At 53.8% G+C, this 22,736-nt stretch carries 13 protein-coding genes and 1 pseudogene; 12 read left to right on the top strand and 2 right to left on the bottom strand.

What is annotated here, in order from left to right:
- Nucleotides 1-405 precede the first annotated feature (405 nt).
- On the bottom strand, nucleotides 406-4,209 hold the full coding sequence (locus IPN95_21440; GenBank protein ID MBK9451930.1) for an HYR domain-containing protein: 3,804 nt from the start codon (nucleotides 4,207-4,209) through the stop codon (nucleotides 406-408).
- 940 nt (nucleotides 4,210-5,149) lie between these two features.
- Nucleotides 5,150-6,007 carry a hypothetical protein gene (locus tag IPN95_21435; GenBank protein MBK9451929.1) on the bottom strand — a complete coding sequence of 286 codons (858 nt, stop codon included), beginning with the start codon at nucleotides 6,005-6,007 and terminating at the stop codon, nucleotides 5,150-5,152.
- A 731-nt stretch (nucleotides 6,008-6,738) separates the two neighbouring features.
- Here IPN95_21435 and IPN95_21430 point away from each other — a divergent pair.
- The 12 genes and pseudogenes from IPN95_21430 to IPN95_21375 all read left to right on the top strand — a co-directional run.
- Nucleotides 6,739-7,146, top strand: a complete 408-nt coding sequence (locus IPN95_21430; protein ID MBK9451928.1) for a hypothetical protein — start codon at nucleotides 6,739-6,741, stop codon at nucleotides 7,144-7,146.
- 150 nt (nucleotides 7,147-7,296) lie between these two features.
- Entirely contained in the window at nucleotides 7,297-7,809 is a 513-nt protein-coding gene (locus IPN95_21425; protein ID MBK9451927.1) for a hypothetical protein, read from the top strand.
- A 20-nt stretch (nucleotides 7,810-7,829) separates the two neighbouring features.
- Entirely contained in the window at nucleotides 7,830-15,815 is a 7,986-nt protein-coding gene (locus tag IPN95_21420) for an HYR domain-containing protein (GenBank protein MBK9451926.1), read from the top strand.
- Nucleotides 15,816-15,831: 16 nt separating this feature from the next.
- Nucleotides 15,832-16,188 (top strand): annotated as a pseudogene (locus tag IPN95_21415) (HYR domain-containing protein).
- A 213-nt stretch (nucleotides 16,189-16,401) separates the two neighbouring features.
- Nucleotides 16,402-17,298, top strand: a complete 897-nt coding sequence (locus tag IPN95_21410; GenBank protein ID MBK9451925.1) for an HYR domain-containing protein — start codon at nucleotides 16,402-16,404, stop codon at nucleotides 17,296-17,298.
- Between the two features lie 20 nt (nucleotides 17,299-17,318).
- Entirely contained in the window at nucleotides 17,319-19,019 is a 1,701-nt protein-coding gene (locus tag IPN95_21405; protein MBK9451924.1) for a SprB repeat-containing protein, read from the top strand.
- 29 nt (nucleotides 19,020-19,048) lie between these two features.
- Nucleotides 19,049-19,558: a hypothetical protein gene (locus IPN95_21400; GenBank protein MBK9451923.1), complete on the top strand. Its 510-nt coding sequence runs from the start codon at nucleotides 19,049-19,051 to the stop codon at nucleotides 19,556-19,558.
- Entirely contained in the window at nucleotides 19,536-19,718 is a 183-nt protein-coding gene (locus IPN95_21395; protein MBK9451922.1) for a SprB repeat-containing protein, read from the top strand. The genes IPN95_21400 and IPN95_21395 overlap by 23 nt, the downstream gene beginning before the upstream one ends.
- A gap of 42 nt (nucleotides 19,719-19,760) precedes the next feature.
- A complete protein-coding gene (locus IPN95_21390) occupies nucleotides 19,761-20,282 on the top strand; it encodes a SprB repeat-containing protein (GenBank protein ID MBK9451921.1) in 522 nt (173 codons plus the stop codon).
- Nucleotides 20,230-21,420, top strand: a complete 1,191-nt coding sequence (locus tag IPN95_21385; protein MBK9451920.1) for a SprB repeat-containing protein — start codon at nucleotides 20,230-20,232, stop codon at nucleotides 21,418-21,420. Before IPN95_21390 ends, IPN95_21385 begins: the two co-directional genes overlap by 53 nt.
- 3 nt (nucleotides 21,421-21,423) lie before the next feature.
- Nucleotides 21,424-22,353, top strand: coding sequence for a SprB repeat-containing protein (locus IPN95_21380; protein ID MBK9451919.1), 930 nt, complete (start codon nucleotides 21,424-21,426; stop codon nucleotides 22,351-22,353).
- 2 nt (nucleotides 22,354-22,355) lie between these two features.
- Nucleotides 22,356-22,736 (top strand): SprB repeat-containing protein (locus IPN95_21375; GenBank protein MBK9451918.1); only part of this gene is annotated, 381 nt, incomplete at its 3' end.

The following is a 22,736-nucleotide window of genomic DNA, read 5'->3' as shown; positions in this document are numbered from 1 at the left end:
AACTGCGTCCAAAAGCATTTGATTTTTTGAACTGTTCATTCGAAATGGGGTTAGTACCTTTAACAGCAGTTTGTCTACCGTTTCTGGAATTGTTTATTCGAAATGGGGTGCATGATTTGACATCAGTTCTCGAAGATTTCCTTGCATTGTTCACCCGAAATCGGGTGCATTCGTTGGACCTCAGTCAGCGAAATTATTCCTTCAAACTTGCGTTCGAAGTGGGGTGCATTCGTTGGACATCAAAGCTTCGAACTTTTTACTTGAAATGCATTGCCTCAAAAATTTCAAAACGCATTCTCACTGATCTCCAAAACCCATAAACAGCAACTATTCTTCAAGGTACTTGGAAACTGAAAATGGCAGTTTCGTTCAGGTCCGAGCTAAAGCATTGAACGTGAGTATGTTTTATATTTTCACAAAACGTAATGTCTTTCGAGATTGATCCATTGAACCATTCCCTTCCGACGTCACTTCGATCAAATACATGCCCTTGCTGAGGTTGGAACAATCGAGATGAAATTCGGTACAATTCTCAACTTGATGTTGGGACAGGACCTTCCCTGCCATATCCGTCACCTTGATTTTTGCAACGAGCACCACTGGATTGAAAAGGATTTTGTATGCTGAAATCGTAGGATTTGGAAATCCGTTGATACCTTGATCATGAGCATCTTGCGCACCAACATTCACAATCGGGTAACAATCGGAAGTGTCTCGGCAATTACCAATGCTCAAGGCAACCGCGAATGAACCACTATAGGTTGGAAAAAACTGTTGTGTGGTCGCAAAAGGAATGGGAAGCATGGAGTTGCAATCCAACCACTGGTAAATCGCAAACATGGATTGGGAGGTTAGGCTGTTGGCAGCCACGGTGACTCCTGTATCTACGCCCTGGGAAATCGTGAGGTTGGTGGTCACGATGGAATCACAGCCTGCCACGGCGGTCAATGTATCGACGTAAGTGCCTGAAGTTGAATACGTGTTGTTTCCAACAGGAATACTGAACCCGGGACACTGCGTAAAAGATTGTGAAACGAAGTTATTGGGCGTGATGGTCACATTAAATGCACATGTAGCAGTATTGCCCGACGCATCTGTCGCTTGAAACACCAATTGCGTAACGCCGGCAAGAAATTGACTTCCGCTTGGACTTCCCGCCAATTGCGTGAAGGTGGTTCCGGAACAGAAGTCGGATGCGCTAGGAAGGTTGAAGTTTGCCGTTCCGTAGCAGCTTCGAATTGCCGCTGTTTGTGTGACATTGTTGGGACAAGTGATGAGCGGAGGGGAGTTATCATACACGGTGACCGTGAAACTGCAAGTGCCGGTATTGCCTCCGATGTCGGTGGCCATGAAGGTATTCGTCGTCGTACCCAACGGGAAATAGCTTCCTGAGGCGTTTCCTCCAATTCTAGTGACGACAGCTCCCGGGCAATTGTCTGTACCCAAAGGGCTCGAATAGGATACGAGGCCGCCACAAGAGCCTTGATTCGTCCCTGCTAGTACGTTTGCTGGGCAAGTGACGGATGGGGCTTGCTGGTCAGTGATCGTAACCTCAAAGGAACAAGACGCAGTATTTCCTTGCGCATCGGTGACTCGAAATAAATTCACCGTCGTTCCAATTGAAAAGGTCAAGCCGCTGCCGGTCCCACCAATTTGGGTCGTTATCGCCCCGGGACAATTGTCTTGGCCAATGGGATCAACAAAGGTCACAACGCGATCACAGGACAACTGCGTTGCGGCAAGGGTCATATTGGAGGGACAGGTGATGGTTGGAGCCTGCAGGTCCTGTATCGTGACTGTAAATGAACATGTATCAGTCTGCCCGTTGCTTACGGTAGCCAAAAATGTATTGGTGGTAGTTCCGCCAGGAAAGTTGTTTCCGGAAGGAAGTCCTGCAATCTGCGTCACAACGGGCACATAACAATTGTCTGTTGTGGTAGGGAAAGGATAGGTGACCTGCTTTGAACATTGACCTACCGCTGCGGTATCGACTACGTTGGAGGGACAGGTGATACTCGGCGGCACCACATCCTGCACCGTGAGCATGGCGTTGCAAGTGCTTGACAATCCAGTACTTGGTTGAAAAACGGTCACCGAAACGGATTGCGTTCCAATATCGGAACAGGTAACGACGGAGGGTGAAGCTGTCATGGAGAGAAATCCATTGCAGCTTGTGGTACTTCCCGAAGCAATCGCGGCCCCGCTGACCGGCGATGATATCCCGTTGAGACTGATGGTGGTATTTTGACAAACAGCTATCGGAGGACTCAAAATGGAGGTGCAGGTATCTGCAAATTTGACAATGAATCCATCAAAGCTATTTGCACCCAGCACCATTTGATGGCCATTGAAGGCAAATGCAGAATCAGATGAAGTGATTCCCCCGATGTAAATATTCCCAAATTTGTCGGTTGTGACCGCGTACCCTACATCAGCTACATTGCCGCCAAAGGTTGACGAAAAAATAGGCGCACCGAGCGGGCTGAATTTGACAAAGAGCACATCGGAATAGCCAAATGTGGTGCTTGGGAGGCTGTAATTCACTAAGTTACCGCCCCGAACCTCGCCCACGATGATGGGATTGTCGTTTCGGTCCACCGTGAGCCCAAGTGCAAACTCAGGGACAAGCGGATGGTCTCCCCAATAGGTGCCCCAAAGCCGCGTACCATTCGGAGTAAACTTTGCCAAAAATGCATCTCCTGCGCCGGAAACGGTATTTTGATAGCCGTTTTGGGTAATGCCGGTCGTGCTGCTACTTCCACCACAAAGATATAGATTCCCAAATCGGTCGGCTGCTATTGATCCAAAGTTCTCTCCGTTGACACCTCCGTAATAGGTCCCCCAAAGGCGCACACCATTGCTGTCATACTTTGTGACAAACAAATCTGCGGGCCCACTCAAAACTGTTTGGTGTCCTCCAACGCCCATCACATTCGGGCTGTAGGTCAGTCCGCCAAGAAACACGTTGCCAAACTTATCGGTAGTCAGGTCAAGCCCTTGATCATCCCCCGATCCGCCACAATAGGTTCCCCATATTCTTGCGCCAGAACTGCTGAATTTTACTAAAAATGCATCATTTGGACTTCCTACGAAAGTGTTTTGGTGTCCCAAATAGGCGATTCCTGATGGACTTTGGGTGCTTCCGCCCAGGTACACGCTCCCACCATTTCCGATGGCACAGCTTGAACCGTAGTCAACGTTAATCGTGCCATAGTAACTTGCCCATATCCGTTGCCCCATCGGGTTAAATTTGGCAATAAAGGCATCCCCACTGATGCCTCCGCCGTAGGTCATTTGGTAACCGGCAAAGGCAATATTGTTTACGCTACGCGTATACCCGGTGATGTAAAGGAAACCAGCAGGATCCCAAGCGATGCCACCCGGTTCCTCATAGGAGGTGCCACCGTAATAGGTAGCCCATTCCCGCACCCCTGAAGCATTCAATTTCGCGATAAATACGTCTACATTTCCAAGAAGGGTGTTTTGATAGCCTCCCATGGCGATCCCCGAAGCGCTGAAAGAATATCCATACGAATAGGTGGTTCCCAATGAGTCGGACGTGATCCTTTCAATCCGCTCACTTTGGCTTCCGCCATAGTAAGTTGCCCAAATCAGCGTGGGGTCAATTTGAAGCTCCTTTTTGGGGTCATAGGCTCCGATTTCGAATTGCACGGTGTCACCACTTAAAACAAACCTGGAAGGAATGAGTACATGATCCTCCGGAGTAAACGTCTGAGGGGCCTCTTCTCTGATCTCGCCAAAAGGTGTCATCAAGACCAAGTCCCCCTGCGCATTGAGACGCGTCGAGACGGCGCCTGCATACTTGATTTTGATCGAATTTGGATTGCCACCCGGATGCACGATGAAGTCGTATTTGAGGCCATCCGCATTCGGATAGAGGACCCAGTCGATGTTGGGATAAACGTCATGTACAACAAGGCGACGGTAGGATCTCACGCCAGTAATGCCTTCTGGAGTTCCCTCTACATTGTAATGGTTTTCGTAGTATTCCTGCTGCAATTCACCCACGACATCGGCTTGTAAATTGCTTCCAATTAATTGCATGTCAACGCGGTAAGTCTCGTAGGGCAATGCCTCGCGGCTGGAAAGATCCGCGATATTCTTTCGCTCCTCCATTGCCCCAAACGCTTGCGGATCCATCTTCTCAAATTGATAATGGATGCCTTGGTTATGAACGAAAACCTTCATTCCGTTTTGCTTGGCGACAAACCGTATTTCGGGCTTGGAATGACCATGTTGATCCAGAACTTGTCCCGCATTTTCAACGAAAAGGAGCGAGGGCGTGGTAGCATTTGTTGGATTAGGGCCTGAAGCGAATACCCCAAAGTTCAACACAATAAACATTAAAAAGGCCAAATTAAACTTGCTCATATTGGTAGCATGAAAGTCAGACAATGTGTTCGTTTCAAAGGTAAAACAATTCACGCAAAACATGCCAACCCCCATCATTCAAATCGCAGGGTAGGGGAACGTGAAGAATCGTGCACGTATTTCCGATCTGCGTGAAAGATTCATTCTGCTAGGATTGGTACCATCTGAGGAAATCTTCGTCCTCGAACCATGCAGCAGCCTTCGAAGCAGTCCTGCGCATAAAAAGGCGGAATCTGCGAATCCATTGTTGGTTTTGGCAGTGCGGGAGGTCAGCTTCATCGTCGCGTTTGAGGCTAACGAGAAATGCCGGTTACGATCGTGGAGCAGCAAACAGACGCCAACAACTAGGATCTCTTCCGTGTAGATCTATCTCACGTGAATATGACGGCCCGTAGAAAGCTCAATTTTTCCGGACCTTCGGTTCCTGGGCTCAGCAATGTGACAGGTACTCTTGACAGTTGCGGGGAGGTAACCTTGTATCCTTCGGGATCTTTCCCCTTGCAGTGAGGTTTAGAAGATTTCGGGTGGTAGTTCGTGGATGAAGTGTTGAGCTATGTCGGAAAGCGCAGCATTTCCTATGAAATTCCGAATTCCGGCGCCTCATGGGCGTGCCACTTCGTTTCGCGTTACCCCGGAGTCAAATGTTCTTAAAGCCTGTCCCGAACTCGGGGCGGCATCAGTACCCCAAAAACCAATTTGCCAACCCGGAATTGCTTCTGAATTGGCAAATTGGTATGGCGCAAAACTGCGGTGTGGTTTACCTGCGGCCCCTTGGTCCTTTGTGGACCACGACTGCTTTGGTGCCGCCTCTTGGACCTTTGACGACTGTGACTTGGCGCTTCTGGTAATGCGCCCTTGCCGGACGGTAGTGGTTCACGACGACGACGGAGGTATGGCGATGCGGACGGTAAACCCCGTGGGCGACGACAACGCGGTGGGTGGTTACGGGACGGTAATGCGCGCGGAAGGGTGCACATAGAATATGGTGTCTACGCCAAGGCGCCGGACGCCATGGGCGGTACCAGCCCGGATAATGACGCCATTTCCAAGGTGAAACATAGGGGCGGTATGCGGGTGCGTACACAAACCGCACGGTCGACCAGCCCCAGACATTGACGACCACGGCAGGGGAATAGGTGATTTCGGGCATGGCGGGTCCGCGGCCATTGCTGTTTTCTACGTCATCGCCCGTGGGTTCGACGATGACCTGTTCCCCGTAGACCTCTTCGTCACCGAGAATCTGCAGGATGGCGGAGGCATCGCCGTTTTTCTCCAATTCGATGACGGCGATGTCTTGGGATTCGGTCTCATTCACAGGGACTTGCAAGACGATGGCATAGGCATTACCTTCGAGATGGTCCTCTACGCGGATGTAGTCCGTTTCGCCGTCTTGGTTGAGGTCGAGGTTGTTGACGCCGTTGGCTTCCGTATTGAGACGCTGCTCGAAGTCTTCGAGAGAGGTGGCCTCTTTAAACTGTTGAAGGGCGCCTTCAAGGCTGAAATTGTCACCGGGCATGCCGGTACTGTCTTGAATACCAACGGCATCTGCCCCTTGGGCAAATGTGATGCCCGACCAAAGGCCGAGGCAGGTGAGGAGGGAGAATAGCTTTTTCATAATCAATTTCATGATGTTTGGGGATTGGACTGCCGATCGGGCGGATGGTTTAATGGAAGGTAGGCCTCTCCGTAAATTTCTTTCGAAGATCGGACTTTCATAGCGTTTCAAGAAGGCCTTCAGAAAAGTCAGCGCTTATGTTGTCTGATGGAGGTCGAAAATGGACTTGGTCATAGACCACATTGCAGGTCGATTCCGCTGGATTTTGATTTGAATCTAGTAGCTTATCCACATTTAAGAGGGCGATGGTGGAATTTTATTCTGATTCAAAATCCCGCTAAATTCTTACATCCATAATGGGCAACAATGACTTGCCGATTGCCGTTGTTTCCGGAGTTTTTAGGTTGTGGAGGCTAGGTATCGGGTAGGTATCTTCTTTGCATTGTCTTACAATGTCTTGATTAATAGATGTTTATGGATTTTGGTATTTGATGTGGTTTGTTTTGTTTTTCGTTGATTCCGGTAATTAGGACAGTAGCAGAATGGCCTCTAAGTCACTCAAAGCTGGATTTTAAGGAAATCTTAATTCTACGTTTTTGAGTATTTTTTTTCGAATGGCCTTGGAATCTGCGATTTTTCTTACGTACTTAGAATCGGTTTGCTGGAAGTCAATCAACTTTTCGCGACGAAAGCACACTAGGGGAAACCCACAATTGGAAAGTCAAACGGAACCGCATTGCCCTTGGGTGATGTGGGCTGGTTGTTTATTGGGTTTGAAATTGGTGAAAGTTATGAAAATACGAATCGTTTTGAATGCAACCATGTTTCTTTTCGGTGTGGTTGCCTTTTTCGGAAGCGTCAAGGCACAAGGTGCGGCTGTTCCTACCTCGAAAAATATCGCGATCATCGAGGTTTCAGTGACCGGCATCGAAGCCGAAGGTGCGCTGACAACTTTGGCTTTAATGGTCGATACGGATCGTTTGGTGAGTGCGAGCGGCGAAGAACTTGCAAAGATTCCCGGCAATTCGCTGGAATTGATGCAGGAGCGGTTTCTTTCCTTGAAAGAATGTTTGGGTGTTGTCAGCTGTACGGTTGACAAAGCCACGGGCAATGTCGCGATTCAAGTGGCTGCCGGGCAAACGCTCACGGATTTGAAAGCACAAATTCAACTTGTTGCGCAGGGTAAGTCCTGTAAGTGAGCTATCCTGACAATATACACATACACGGTTTGTATGTATTCCATTCACCTAGATCTCTCAATTTTGAATTTTTTTGGGGATTACATCAACATCGTAAAAGCCTTCATCAAGCCTTAAAATTGGTCGAAAAAAATGCTTAGTTCAGTCAATATGAAAACGTTACCTGTAGCTATTCTCCTTGTTCTATTCTCGCTTGCTATAAAAATGCAAGTGCTTGGTCAATCATCGGTGGTGTCATCGACAACGATTTCAACGCAAAAACCGACGGTTGTTTCCACGATCTCTTTCAAGGAACAGTGCCCTTCGCGCCAAGAACACATTCTTGCACATCCAGAGCAATATAAGGTGTTGGAAAATGGCATGGTGGAGGTGTACGCGGTTGCGGGGTCAAACGCAGCCTCTGATTCTCAGCAGGAAATCACTCAGCCACAGGAAGCTGCAAACGAGGTGAAAGTTGCAGAGCAATCGATGAAAGGACTACCCAAGCAAATGGCTGCTAGTCAGATTCTTATGTTACCACCAGCGGTTCAGAGGATGATATTGGAGCATCAGGATGATCACGAGATTACCAAATCAGTATTGACAAAGGCCGAGTTTGATAACCTGAGGCCTGATCAGAAAAAAACGATCGAGACAAACCCAACACTCTTCACGATCAAGTAATGAATCCATCAGTAAAGCTTATGAAAGCGACTCAATACACAAAGGGCATTCAGAAGACTTCAGAAATTACCGCTTTCAGAGCGGTGATGCTGTTTCTAAGCGTTTTTTGCATCGCCCATCTAGGTTGGTCTCAGGCGACCACGTTTAATTATGTGGGTGTAATGCAGAACTACACGGTGCCGTCGGGAGTGACCTCCATTACCATCCAAGCTTTGGGTGCCGAAGGGGGAAGTTCTTCTGGAACTCCTGGTGGATTGGGTGCTTCTATTACCGGCACAGTGAGTGTTACTCCTGGACAGGTGTTGAAAGTACTCGTTGGTGGACAAGGAGGAGCAGGCACCCAAGGAGGCGGTGGGGGAGGATCATTTGTAACGACAAGTGCAAATATTCCGCTTGTGATCGCTGGTGGCGGTGGTGGCGGGTACTACCCTGGCTATGCATTTAGCTCGGGAAACGCAAGCGGGACGACCAGCACCACTGGCCAAAATGGCATCGATGGGTATAACTATCAGGGCACACAAGGCGGGACGGGCGGAACTGGAGGGAACGGAGGCGGAGTCGCTGGCGGCATTTATTATGATTCTGGAGCTGGAGGAGGTGGTCTTTATGGAAACGGTGCGAGCAATGGTGTGGCACAACCAGGGATTGCCTTTGTCAATGGTGGTGCTGGAGGTGCAGGTGGCGGCACTGGTGGATTCGGCGGATTTGGCGGCGGCGGCGGCGGCGACTGGTACTCATGGACTGGTGGCGGCGGTGGCGGCGGATATAGCGGTGGCGGCGGTGGCACCTTCTATGGTGTCGGCGGCGGCGGCGGCTCATACAATGGAGGAAGCAGCCAAAGCAATCTCGCGGGTGTAAGGTCTGGCAACGGACAAATTACCATCACTCCTCTTGCGCCTGTTTGCGTGACAACCGCATCTGCGTCCCCCAATTCGATTTGTGCAGGCGGATGTACAACGCTTTCTGGATCCGTCTCAGGTGGCGGAAGCGGTGGAACCAACACCACTTACAACTTTAACGGCAGCGCACAAGGTTGGTCCATATTGAGTGCAGGAAGTACTTGTGGTGGCGCGGGATCTATTGCGCCCACTTGGGGCATCCAAGCTTGGGGATTTGGAAGCACAAGCTTTGGAACACCTAACTATGGAAATCTAGGGGCCGAGAACTCTTATATCATGTCTCCGACGCTTTCGTTCGCCTCGACATTGACCGTTTCATTCCGCTCCTTCTCAAACAACGAAGGTGGATGGCCATGTTATTACGATACGGAACTCGTAGATTATTCAACTGACGGTGGAGCAACTTGGACACCGATGGTCACTGCCTTTAACGCTGACCTTCACAATTATGGTGATGCAACTTGGCGTTTAGTGACGTTGACCTCATCCGTGCCAGCGACAAGCAATGGTCGTCTTCGCTTTCGGTATGATACCGGTGACGGTTGCTGTGGACCGGGAACTGCAAATAGTGGCTGGTATGTAGACGACGTGAATATCGTTTCTGGCTCGGTAACCACCTATTCTTGGACACCAAGTGCCGGCCTTAGTTCTCCGAATTCTGCAACAACCACGGCTTGCCCGACATCTACGACGACATATACCCTCACCACGAATGCTAGCGGTTGCGTTTCTTCGGCAACAACTACGGTTACTGTCAACTCAAACTCGGTTCAACCGTCTTCGATCTCCGGTACAACCTCCGTATGCCCAGGGACGTCGACAACGCTTACCGCAGTTGGTGGTTCGTTGGGAACAGGAGCTGTGGTTCAATGGTACTCGGGTGCTTGCGGAGGGACTTTCCTTGGTAACGGTGCCTCGATTTCCGTAACGCCGGGTTCAACGACGACTTACTTCGCCCGATATTCTGGGACATGTAATACAACTGCATGTGCATCGGTGACGGTGACCGTCAACTCAAATTCGGTACAGCCATCCTCCATCTCTGGTGGGACTACGCTTTGCGCAGGTTCGAGTACCACCCTCTCGCAGATCGGCGGCGCTCTTGGAACAGGTGGAACCTATCAGTGGTTTGCAGGTTCTTGCGGAAGCACCGTAATTGGTACTGGCGCCTCGATCGTCGTAGCGCCTTCGGTCACCACGACCTATTTTGTGCGTGCAACTGGCACTTGTAATACCACGGGTTGCGCATCCGTCACGGTCACAGTTTACAATGCGCTTGGTGCCGGTACGATACAAGCTGATCAGGTCACCTGCAGCAGTCCCGTGGCGTTCACAAGCGTGAACCCTGCGGTCGGTGGCAGTGGCGGTTATGCCTACCAATGGCAATCGTCCAACGACAACATCAACTTTTCGGATATCCCCGGAGCCACAGGGGTAACATATACCCCTCCAGGTACAGTTGGGACGATCTATTATCGCAGGAAAGTCACAGATGCCTGCGGGGTCGTATTTACAGGGTCTTCACAAAATATCGCGTGGACCGCAGTTTCCGGCAATGCATTCACCAGCGGCAACTCGATTACCAAGAATGGTCCCGATGGATGGGATGCGGGTGCTTACAGCTTACAAAATGTAAGGGTAGGTGGCTTCATTCAGTTTCAGGCTGGTCAAACGAATACTTACAAAATGATGGGATTGAATTCCGATCCCGCCGCTGACAATAGTTATTGCAGCATCGACTACGCCATCTATTTGGCTGCCGATGGCAATGAGTACATCTACGAGAATTGTGGCAACCCAGCCTCGTTGGGACCCTATAACACTGGCGATGTATTCCGCGTCGAATGGACAAGTAACAATCAAATTGTCTACAAGAAAAACGGGGTCGTCAACTACACGAGCGCGATAACCCCTTCGGCAACGCTCTATGGTGACTTGTCCTTGTATTCAAATGGGTCAAGTTTTGTGAACGTGGTCATGGCAGGGGACGATAATCTCGCCCTCACTGTAAATTCACCCTCCGTCGCACCAACGTCCATCTCGGGCATAGCCTCCGTTTGCGCAGGGTCATCGACTACCCTTACCGCCGTTGGGGGTTCGTTGGGTACAGGAGCTGTCGTTCAATGGTATTCCGGTAGCTGTGGAGGTACATTCATCGGAAACGGTGCTTCGATTTCAGTAACGCCGGGTTCAACTACGACTTATTTTGCGAGATATTCTGGCACATGTAACATCACAGGATGCGCCTCGGTCACGGTGAATGTAAATTCGGCATCCGTCGCTCCTACATCCATTTCAGGGGCAACCACAATCTGCGCGGGAACTGCCACGACGCTCACTGCGGTCGGCGGATCTCTCGGATCAGGTGCCTCGGTACAATGGTATTCGGGTAGTTGTGGTAGTACTTTCGTCGGCAGCGGTGCTTCAATTTCGGTTGCGCCTGGTTCTACGACCACGTACTTCGCAAGATATTCTGGGACTTGTAACACAACGGGATGTATCTCAACTACGATTAACGTAACGCCAGTGCCTGCATCTCCGACTTCTGTTACTGCGAGCCCTTCTGCGATATGCATTGGTGCATCAAGTAACCTGAATGCCATTTCAACCGGAAACAATATCAATTGGTATACAGTTCCGTCGGGTGGGGTAGCCATTGGCACTACAGCAAGTGGCGCCAACTTTTTGGTGTCTCCTGGCTCCACAACCACTTATTATGCGGAGGCAGTAACCCTTTCCGGCGGTGGAAGCGGTTCGCAAACATTCAACTACAACGGCGGAATTCAAACATTTACGGTTCCATCCGGTGTGACTTCAATTTCGATAACTGCGCTGGGCGCACAGGGAGGAAATCCCAATGACCGTTTGACAACCAATTCGACGGGCGGTCTTGGTGGTTCTGCAACTGGAACGCTTGCCGTAACCCCGGGTCAGGTACTCAACGTTTATGTGGGTGGCCAGGGCGATGCTTCTGGAACTGGTGGTTTCAACGGTGGTGGAACCGGTGGACTTGGTGTTGCTGGAGGTAGCTGTTCGGGTGGCTTTGCCGCTGGTGGTGGTGGCGCATCCGACGTGCGCGTGGGTGGCGTTTCCCTCACAAACCGTGTGATTGTTGCAGCAGGTGGAGGTGGTGCCGGACGCGACTACTGCAATGGTTCATGCCAGCCTTGCGGATGCGGTGGTGGCGGCGGTGGTGCTGGTGGTGCCATTGGCACCAACGGTGGTGCTGCCTACGACTGTGGCTTTACTTACCCTGGATCGGGAATTAACTATGGAGGTGGTGGAACCGCAGGTGGCGGTGGTAATGCTGGAGCTGCCGATGGAGGCGGCGGAAACGTCGGAACTATTGGTGTTTCCGGCACAGGTGGCACCGGTGCCAATGGTCAATATGACGTTGCAGGCGGCGGCGGCGGCGGCGGCTATTTCGGTGGCGGCGGCGGCGGCGGAGCTAGTGACGGCTCAGGTGTCGGCGGCGGTGGTGGCGGCGGTGGTTCCTCCTACCTTGGGGGTGTCACTGCAGGATCAACTTCCACCGGTGTGAGAGCTGGCCATGGGCAAGTCGTAATCGCTTGGAATTCTCCGTTGGCAGCAGCTTGTGTTTCTGCAACGAGGACACCAGTAACCGTGACCCTCAATACACCTTCAACTGCCCCTACCAGCGTCAGCGGCGTAACTTCTATTTGCGTTGGCGGTAGCACAACGCTGACGCAAGTTGGTGGTGCTTTGGGTACGGGCGCCTCCTACCAATGGTTTACCGGAAGCTGCGGCAGCACATCGGCGGGCTCTGGATCATCGATCACGGTGTCACCGACGGTCACGACGACCTATTTTGTGCGTGCCACAGGCACCTGCAACACGACAACATGTGCACAGGTTACCGTCACCGTAATCCCCAACAACACGGTTACAGCCTCAACCCCACAAACACGTTGCATCAATACGGCACTTTCGCCGAATATGACGCATACGACAACCGGAGCAACCGGCATCGGCGCAGCAACGGGCTTGCCAACTGGCGTGACTGCTACTTGGGCTTCGAATACGATTACCATCAGCGGTACACCTACTGTTGCAGGTACATTCAACTACTCGATCCCCTTGACAGGTGGTTGCGGTGCGGTGAATGCAACCGGCACGATTACGGTTACCCCCAACAACACGGTTACTGCCTCAACCCCGCAGACACGTTGCGTCAACACGGCATTGTCGCCGAATATGACACACACGACAACCGGTGCGACCGGCATCGGCGCAGCAACGGGTTTGCCTGCAGGTGTGACCGCAGTTTGGGCTTCGAATACAATCACCATCAGCGGTACGCCAACAGTAGCAGGTACGTTTAACTACAGCATCCCCTTGACAGGTGGTTGCGGTTCAGTTAATGCGACAGGCACGGTGACCGTCAATCCATTGCCAGCCGCAGCCGCTACGAGCGCAACGATTTGCAACGGCCAAACGGCTACAATTACGGCTTCTGGCGGTGGCACGTATCTCTGGAATACCGGTGCGACTACCGCTTCCATTTCTGTGAATCCAACATCGACGACGACGTACACTGTGACGGTGACAAGCGGTGCAGGTTGCACAGCAACTGCATCTGGCACGGTGACGGTCAATCCACTTCCAGTTGCAGCGATCGCTGGCACCAACACCATCTGTACCGGTCAATCCACAACGTTGACCGCCTCGGGCGGTGGCACATATCTATGGAGCACGGGTTCAACCTCAGCTTCCATTTCGGTGAATCCGACGGCAACGACAACCTACACCGTCACAGTTACCAGCGGCGCCGGTTGCACTTCGACTGCAACGCGCACGGTGACAGTCAATCCGTTGCCAGTGGCTGTTGTTACAGGCAGCACCAATATCTGCGTCGGATCCTCTGCGACGCTGACTGCCTCTGGTGGAGCGACTTACGCTTGGAACACTGGTGCAACGACTGCAACGTTGACGGTTTCGCCATCGGTTACCACGACTTACACGGTAACGGTGACGAGCTTGGCAGGCTGTACTTCGACAGCCACCGGCACCATCACGGTAACGCCTGCTACAACGATCGCCAATGCCGGACCTGACCAGGCTGTCTGCGCGACGACCACGAACTTGGCGGCTAACACCCCAACCAACGGTACCGGTGCATGGAGCATCATTTCGGGCGCTGGCGGCTCGATCGCAACGGCCTCGAGCCCGACCTCGGCCTTCACGGGCGTGGCCGGAAACACGTACACCCTGCGCTGGACGATTTCGAATGCACCTTGTTTGCCTTCGACGGACGATGTGGTGATCACGATCAACACGGGTTCGACCCAACCTTCCAGTATCTCCGGAACGACCACGGTTTGCAACGGAACCCCGACAATGCTCACACAAGTGGGTGGCATTTTGGGAACCGGCGCGGTTTACAACTGGTATTCGGGAAGCTGCGGAACCACGTTGGTGGGAACCGGTCCTTCGGTTACGGTGACCCCGACAACCACGACGACCTATTTCGTCCGCGCTCAAGGCACTTGTAATACGACCAACTGTGCGACGGTGACGGTAACGGTCAATCAATTCACAGCTTCGAATGCAGGACCTGATCAATCGGTTTGTACCACAACTGCGACTTTGGCGGGTAATACTCCAACGACAGGTGGCGGCACCTGGACCTTGGTCAGCGGCACCGGCACGGTCACCACACCTACGAGCCCGACTTCGGGAGTCACAGGTTTGGGTGTCGGACCGAATACCTTCCGCTGGACCTTGTTGAATGGTCTTTGCGCGGATTCGCAGGATGATGTCGTGATCACACGTGACAATACACCTCCTACGATCGTTTGCCCTGCTCCGGTCACGATGTGTGCGGATGGATTCTGCCAGGCAACGGTTCCGAATTTCATCACGACGGGCACGACATTGATCACCAACAGCAGCACGGACTTCTTCGGCGGCCAAGGCTATCGCAACTGGTTCTACGGTCAATACTTCGCCAACTCCTCCAACAACTTTACGAATCTGCCAACTTGGACCGGATTCGTATGGCAGGACGCCCAAGCATTCAGCACGCCTTATTTGGATGCGAATGGTGGCCACCCTGGTGTGAATGACCTGAAATGGGCCGTTCGCAGGTGGATCAGCACGTATTCGAGAGCTGTCAATATCCGGATTCAATTCTATGACCGCAACACCTCTTGCGGCGATGGTGCCAACATCCGCGTCTTCAAAAACGGTGTGGAGATCCAGAATTACCTGAATATCCCCGGTTCGATGGTCACGTTGAATGTTCCTACCACGGTTGCCTGTGGAGACCGCATCGACTTCGCGATCGATCCGAAGTTTGACGCAGGTTGCGACGACACACATTTCACCGCTGAAATTACAAGCACCAACACAGCCACGGTCAACGACAACTGCGGTGTGGCCTCGGTCACCCAAAGCCCCGCTTACCTTGCCAGTGCACCGATCGGAGTGTCTCCGGTGACGTTGACGGCAACCGACGTGAACGGCAATACAGCGAACTGTACCTTCAACTTGAATGTTGTAGATCAGCAGGCTCCGGTCGCAATCTGCCGGAATGTCACGATCCAGTTGAATGCAGGCGGATCGGGTTCGGTCACTGCAGCAGCGGTCAACAACGGCAGCACGGATAACTGCGGTGTCCCGACGGTTTCAGTGTCTCCTTCGACCTTCGGATGCGCCAATGTCGGAGCCAATACGGTCACTTTGACGGCTACGGACGGTTCGAACAACACGAATACCTGCACAGCAACGGTCACGGTCCAAGATGTGACAGCACCAACGGCAGTCTGCCAGAACGTGACGGTAGCTCTCAACGGCTCCGGCAATGCGACGGTAACCGCTGCGCAGGTCAACAATGGTTCGTCAGACGCTTGCGGTTTGGCAACCTCTGACGGTGAGCCCGAGCAGCTTCACCTGTGCCAACCGCGGCCCGAATACGGTGACCCTGACGGTACGCGACGTGAACAACAACCAGAGCACCTGTACGGCAACGGTAACGGTGGTAGACAATACCAATCCGACGATTGCCTGCCCTGCCAACATCAGCGTGAACAACACCTTGAATGCTTGCAGTGCACCGGTGACGTTCACGGTAACGACCACGGATAACTGTTCTTCCAGCGTAGTGAGCAGCCCGGCAAGCGGCAGCACGTTTGCAGTGGGAACGACAACGGTCAATGCAACTGCAACGGACGTCGCTGGAAACACTGCTGCTTGTTCATTCACGGTAACGGTCGTCGACAATCAACTCCCGACGATCACTTGCCCTGCGAACGTGACGGTCAACAACGACCCCGGACTTTGCAGCGCGGTGGTGAGCTACAGCACCCCGGCGGGCAGCGACAATTGCCCCGGTCAGACGACATTGCGCACCGCAGGTCTTGCTTCAGGCGCTGCCTTCCCGCTCGGCACAACCACGAACACGTATGTTGTGACCGCTGCGAATGGTCAAACTGCAACCTGCAGCTTCAACGTGACGGTCAATTCTCCTGAAATCAACGTGACCGGCAACTCGGTGACGATTGTCGACGGCGACTTGACCCCGACAGTGACGGATCATACCGATTTCGGTACGCCGTTCCCTGCGGTTCCGGTCACAAGGACATTCACCATTCAAAACAGCGGCACCTCCAACCTGACGGTTTCGACCATCACGATGGCGGGCGCCCAAGCTTCGAACTTCACAGTCGGCGGCATCACTTTGCCTGCAACGGTGGCCCCAAGTGGAAGCACTACCTTTACAGTGACCTTCTTGGCCTCGCCACTCGGCGTGTACAATGCAACCGTCTTGATCAACAACAGCGATTGCAACGAAAGTCCATTTGACTTCGCAGTCCGTGGTGAAGTGAGCTGTCAGCCACCTGCATTCAGCAGCTGCCCAGCCAACATCACCGTGAATACGGCGCTCAACCTCTGCACGCAGGTGGTCACCTACGCACCTGTCGTTACGGGCGCACCGACCCCAACGCTTGCCTACACGCTTTCGGGCGCGACCACAGGTTCAGGCACAGGTACGGGTTCCGGCTCGACCTTCAACCGTGGAACGACAACCGTGACGATCACAGCGACGAATCCATGCGGTTCTGCGACATGTTCGTTCACGGTAACTGTGAATGATGTTCAAGCTCCGAATGCGATTTGCCAGAATGTGACGGTGAACTTGAACAGCGCCGGCAACGGCAGCACGACTGCCTCGGCAGTCAACAACGGTTCAAATGACGCTTGCGGAATTGCAACCACGACACTGAACAACAGCAGCTTCACCTGCGCCAACCTTGGTGCCAACACGGTGGTTTTGACCGTGACGGATGTCAATGGCAATAGCAGCACCTGCTCGGCAACTGTGACAGTGCGCGATTTGATCGCACCGACTGCGGTATGTTCGAATGCCACAGTAACACTCAATGGTACCGGCAACGGTTCGCTCGGTGCCTCGGTGGTTGGTCTCGGTTCCGGAGACAATTGTACGGTTTTCACTGCTAGCTTGACTCCGAATACGTTTAACTGCGCGAATCTTGGTGCGAATACCGTGGTCTCACCATCACCGACGGTAGCGGAAACTCCTCTACTTGCTCGGCGATTGCAACGGTAATCGACGTAACGCCTCCGGTAGTGGTTTGCACGAATGCGTCGGTTCAATTGAATGCCTTGGGTAACGGTTCGATCGGCGCATCGGTCGTTGGGCTTGGAACCGCTGATGCTTGCGGACCTTTCACCGCGACTGTAAGTCCAAATACCTTCACCTGTGCAAACGTCGGGGCCAATACAGTGGTCTTCACCGCTACGGATGCTTCAGGTAACAGCAGCACATGTTCGGCCACGGTCACAGTCCAAGATTTGATCGCCCCGATCGCGCTTTGCCAGCCTGTGACGGTGCAATTGAACAGCGCCGGAAACGGCAGCACAACTGCTTCGGCAGTGAATAACGGAAGCAGCGATGCTTGCGGCATTGCAACCACGACCCTGAACAACAGCAGCTTCACTTGCGCCAACGTTGCGGGTCCGAACACGGTGATCCTCACGGTCACCGATGTCAATGGCAACAGCAGCACATGTTCGGCAGCGGTAACGGTTCAGGACAATGTTGCGCCGATCGCCATTTGCCAGCCTGTCACAGTCCAACTGAACAGCGCCGGCAACGGTAGCACGACGGCTTCGGCAGTCAACAACGGCAGCTCAGACGCTTGCGGAATCGCAAGCACAACGCTGAACAACAGCAGCTTCACCTGCGCCAACGTTGCAGGTCCGAACACGGTGATCCTCACCGTGACGGACGTCAACGGCAACAGCAGCACCTGTTCGGCAGCGGTAACGGTTCAGGACAACATTGCGCCGATCGCGCTTTGCCAGCCTGTCACGGTCCAACTGAACAGCGCCGGCAACGGCAGCACGACGGCCTCGGCAGTCAACAACGGCAGCAGCGACGCTTGCGGCATTGCGACGACGACTTTGAACAACAGCAGCTTCAGCTGCGCCAATGTCGCTGGCCCGAACACGGTGATCCTCACGGTGACCGACGTCAACGGCAACAGCAGCACCTGCTCTGCAGCGGTAACGGTTCAGGACAACATCGCGCCGATCGCGCTTTGCCAGCCTGTCACGGTCCAATTGAACAGCGCCGGTAATGGCAGCACGACCGCCTCGGCCGTCAACAACGGCAGCAGCGACGCTTGTGGCATTGCTAGCACCACGCTGAACAACAGCAGCTTCACCTGCGCCAATGTCGCAGGCCCGAACACGGTGATGCTCACCGTGACTGACGTCAACGGCAACAGCAGCACCTGCTCAGCAGCGGTAACGGTTCAGGACAACATTGCGCCGATCGCGCTTTGCCAGAACCTGACCATCAACCTCGGCAGCAGCGGCAGTCAGGCGGTATTGGCGAGCAGCATCAACAACGGCAGCAATGACGCTTGCGGTATTGCAACTACGACGTTGAATCCAAATACATTCACCTGCGATGACTTGGGCGTGAACAACGTGACCTTGACGGTGACGGATGTAAACGGCAACAGCAGTACTTGCGCTGCAACGGTCACCGTCACCAACGATCCGTTGGTAGCGACAACCGCCAGCCCGACGGTTGCTTGCGGCTACAACGTGACCTGCAACGGTGCCACCAACGGCAGCGCTACGGTAACGACCACCGGCGGATGCTTGCCTTACACCTATTTGTGGAGCAACGGTCAGACGACCGCCACAGCCAATGGTTTGGGTGCAGGATCCTACACGGTGACGGTCACCGACCTCAACGGCAATACGACGACTTCGACATTGACCCTTACCGAGCCAGCATTGCTCACATCGGCCTGACAAGCCCGGTCTATCAAGGTGGCTGGAACGTGACTTGCAACGGGGCGAATGACGGTTCGATCGACTTGGCAGTCGGCGGCGGTGCAAGCTGCCTGAGCTACACATTCAACTGGAGCAACGGCGCGACGACCGAAGACTTGAGCAACATCGGCGCAGGCACCTACACGGTGACCGTGACCGATGCCAACGGCTGCTCTTCGACGTCGAGCATCACATTGACCGCGCCAAACAGCTTGTCAAACACATTGATCCCGCAAGTGTACCAAGGCGGATGGAACATCAGCTGCAACGGCATCGATGGTGCTCTTCGCGAATGTCAGCGGCGGCACAACTGCCTACAACTACGCCTGGAGCAACGGTGCGACGACGCAACTGGTCACCGGCTTGGGTGCAGGCAGCTACACGGTGACGGTTACCGACCAAAACGGTTGCTTCCTGGTGAATTCGATCACGCTGACCGAACCGCCATTGATGACCGATGCGATCAGCGCTGTGGTTCGCAATTGCGGATTCAACGTGAGCTGCTTCGGGGCGAATGACGGATCGATTGACTACACGGTGAATGGCGGAACGGCTCCTTACAACTATATCTGGAGCAATGGCGCGACGAGCGAGGACATCAGCGGACTCACCGCAGGCACCTATTCGGTGACTGCGACGGATCACAACGGATGTTTCACCACAGAGACGATTGTCTGACCGAACCTGCTTTGTTGACTGCGAATATCAGCTTGGGTACTTATGCTTGCGGCTGCATGTGAGCTGCAACGGTGCAAGCAACAGTTCGCGCCCACCAACACTGCTGGCGGATGCACACCTTATACCTCACTGGAGCACCTTGGGCGTTTCGGCTTCGGCGGTCCTGCAATCGCGGTGGCTGTGACTGTGACAGATGCGAATGGTTGCCAGGCCTATGCAACGGGCGAATTGATCGAACCAGCCTTGCTGGAAAGCAGTGGCGTTCCTTCGACCTATGCATGCGGAACGAATGTCTCTTGCAACGGTGCGAATGACGGAAGCATCAACGTAACTGTCACCGGCGGCGCATCTTGCACAGCCTACACCTTCAACTGGAGCAACGGCGCAACGACCGAAGATGTCAGCAACTTGACCGCTGGCAACTACAGCGTCACCATCACCGATGCCAACGGTTGCAGCACAAGCAGCAGCTTCACGCTCACCGAACCAGCATTGTTGGTCAGCTCAGCGTGTGGCCGCAACTTATGTCTGCGGAACCAACGTGAGCTGCAACGGCGCGAATGATGGCAGCATCAACTTGACGGTCACCGGCGGTGCCTCTTGCACAGCCTACACCTTCAATTGGAGCAACGGCGCAACCACCGAAGACGTGAGCAATTTGACCGCTGGCAACTACAGCGTCACCATCACTGACGCCAACGGATGCAGCACCAGCTCAAGCTTCACGCTCACCGAGCCAGCCCTCCTGGTCAGCTCCGGTGTCGCCGCAACTTATGTCTGCGGAACCAACGTGAGCTGCAACGGTGCGAATGACGGCAGCATCAACTTGACGGTGACCGGCGGTGCAAGCTGCACAGCCTACACCTTCAACTGGAGCAACGGCGCAACGACCGAGGACGTGAGTAACTTGACCGCTGGAAACTACAGCGTCACCATCACTGATGCGAATGGCTGTTCAACCAGCTCCAGCTTCACGCTCACCGAGCCAGCCTTGTTGGTCAGCAGCGGTGTAGCCGCAACCTATGTCTGCGGAACGAATGTCTCTTGCAACGGCGCCAATGACGGCTCGATCAACTTGACGGTCACCGGCGGTGCAAGCTGCACAGCCTACACCTTCAACTGGAGCAACGGCGCAACGACCGAGGACGTCAGCGGTCTCACCGCAGGCAACTACAGCGTCACCATCACCGATGCGAACGGCTGTTCAACCAGCTCAAGCTTCACGCTCACCGAGCCAGCATTGCTCGTCAGCTCTGGCGTAGCCGCAACTTATGTCTGCGGAACCAACGTGAGCTGCAACGGTGCCAATGACGGCAGCATCAACTTGACGGTCACCGGCGGTGCATCTTGCACAGCCTACACCTTCAACTGGAGCAACGGCGCGACCACAGAAGACGTGAGCAACTTGACCGCTGGCAACTACAGCGTCACCATCACCGATGCGAATGGCTGTTCAACCAGCTCAAGCTTCACGCTCACCGAACCCGCATTGCTCGTCAGCTCAGGCGTAGCCGCAACTTATGTCTGCGGAACGAATGTCTCTTGCAACGGTGCCAATGACGGCAGCATCAACTTGACGGTCACCGGCGGTGCAAGCTGCACAGCCTACACCTTCAACTGGAGCAACGGCGCAACAACAGAGGATGTCAGCAACTTGACCGCTGGCACCTACGGCGTCACGATCACCGATGCCAATGGTTGAGACGTGAGCAACCTGACCGCCGGAACGTACAGCGTCACCATCACCGATGCGAACGGCTGTACAACCAGCTCGAGCTTCACGCTCACCGAGCCAGCTCTCCTGGTCAGCAGCGGTGTTGCTGCAACCTATGTCTGCGGAACGAATGTCTCTTGCAACGGCGCGAATGACGGTTCTATCAACTTGACGGTCACCGGCGGCGCAAGCTGCACAGCCTACACCTTCAACTGGAGCAACGGCGCAACGACAGAAGACGTCAGCAACTTGACCGCTGGCAACTACAGCGTCACCATCACCGATGCCAACGGTTGTTCAACCAGCTCAAGCTTCACGCTCACCGAGCCAGCCCTCCTGGTCAGCTCCGGCGTAGCCGCAACCTATGTCTGCGGAACGAATGTCAGCTGCAACGGTGCCAATGACGGATCCATCAACTTGACGGTGACCGGCGGCGCAAGCTGCACGGCGTACACCTTCAACTGGAGCAACGGTGCTACCACCGAAGATGTCAGCAACCTGACCGCAGGCAACTACAGCGTCACCATCACCGACGCCAACGGTTGTTCAACCAGTTCAATCTTCACGCTCACTGAGCCAGCACTCCTGGTCAGTTCCGGCGTAGCCGCAACCTATGTCTGCGGAACGAATGTCTCTTGCAACGGTGCCAATGACGGCAGCATCTACTTGACGGTCACCGGCGGCGCAAGCTGCACGGCGTACACCTTCAACTGGAGCAACGGTGCTACCACCGAAGATGTCAGCAACTTGACCGCTGGCAACTACAGCGTCACGATCACCGATGCCAACGGCTGTTCGACCAGCTCTAGCTTCACGCTCACCGAGCCAGCCTTGTTGGTCAGCAGCGGTGTTGCCGCAACCTATGTCTGCGGAACGAATCGTCAGTTTCCTAAGGCGCGAATGACGGCAGCATCAACTTGACGGTGACTGGCGGCGCAGATTGTGTAGCCTACACCTTCAACTGGAGCAACGGTGCAACGACAGAAGACGTGAGCAACTTGACCGCTGGTAACTACAGCGTGACCATCACTGACGCGAACGGCTGTTCGACCAGTTCAAGCTTCACACTCACCGAGCCAGCATTGCTCGTCAGCTCCGGCGTAGCCGCAACCTATGTCTGCGGAACGAATGTCTCTTGCAACGGTGCGAATGACGGCAGCATCAACTTGACCGTCACCGGCGGCGCAGATTGTGTAGCCTACACCTTCAACTGGAGCAACGGCGCAACGACCGAGGATGTCAGCAACTTGACGGCTGGAACGTACAGCGTCACGATCACCGACGCCAACGGTTGCAGCACAAGC

This window comes from Bacteroidota bacterium, from assembly GCA_016718825.1.
Taxonomy (GTDB): Bacteria; Bacteroidota; Bacteroidia; order J057; family JADKCL01; genus JADKCL01.
This window is presented reverse-complemented; position numbering and strand designations above follow the sequence as displayed.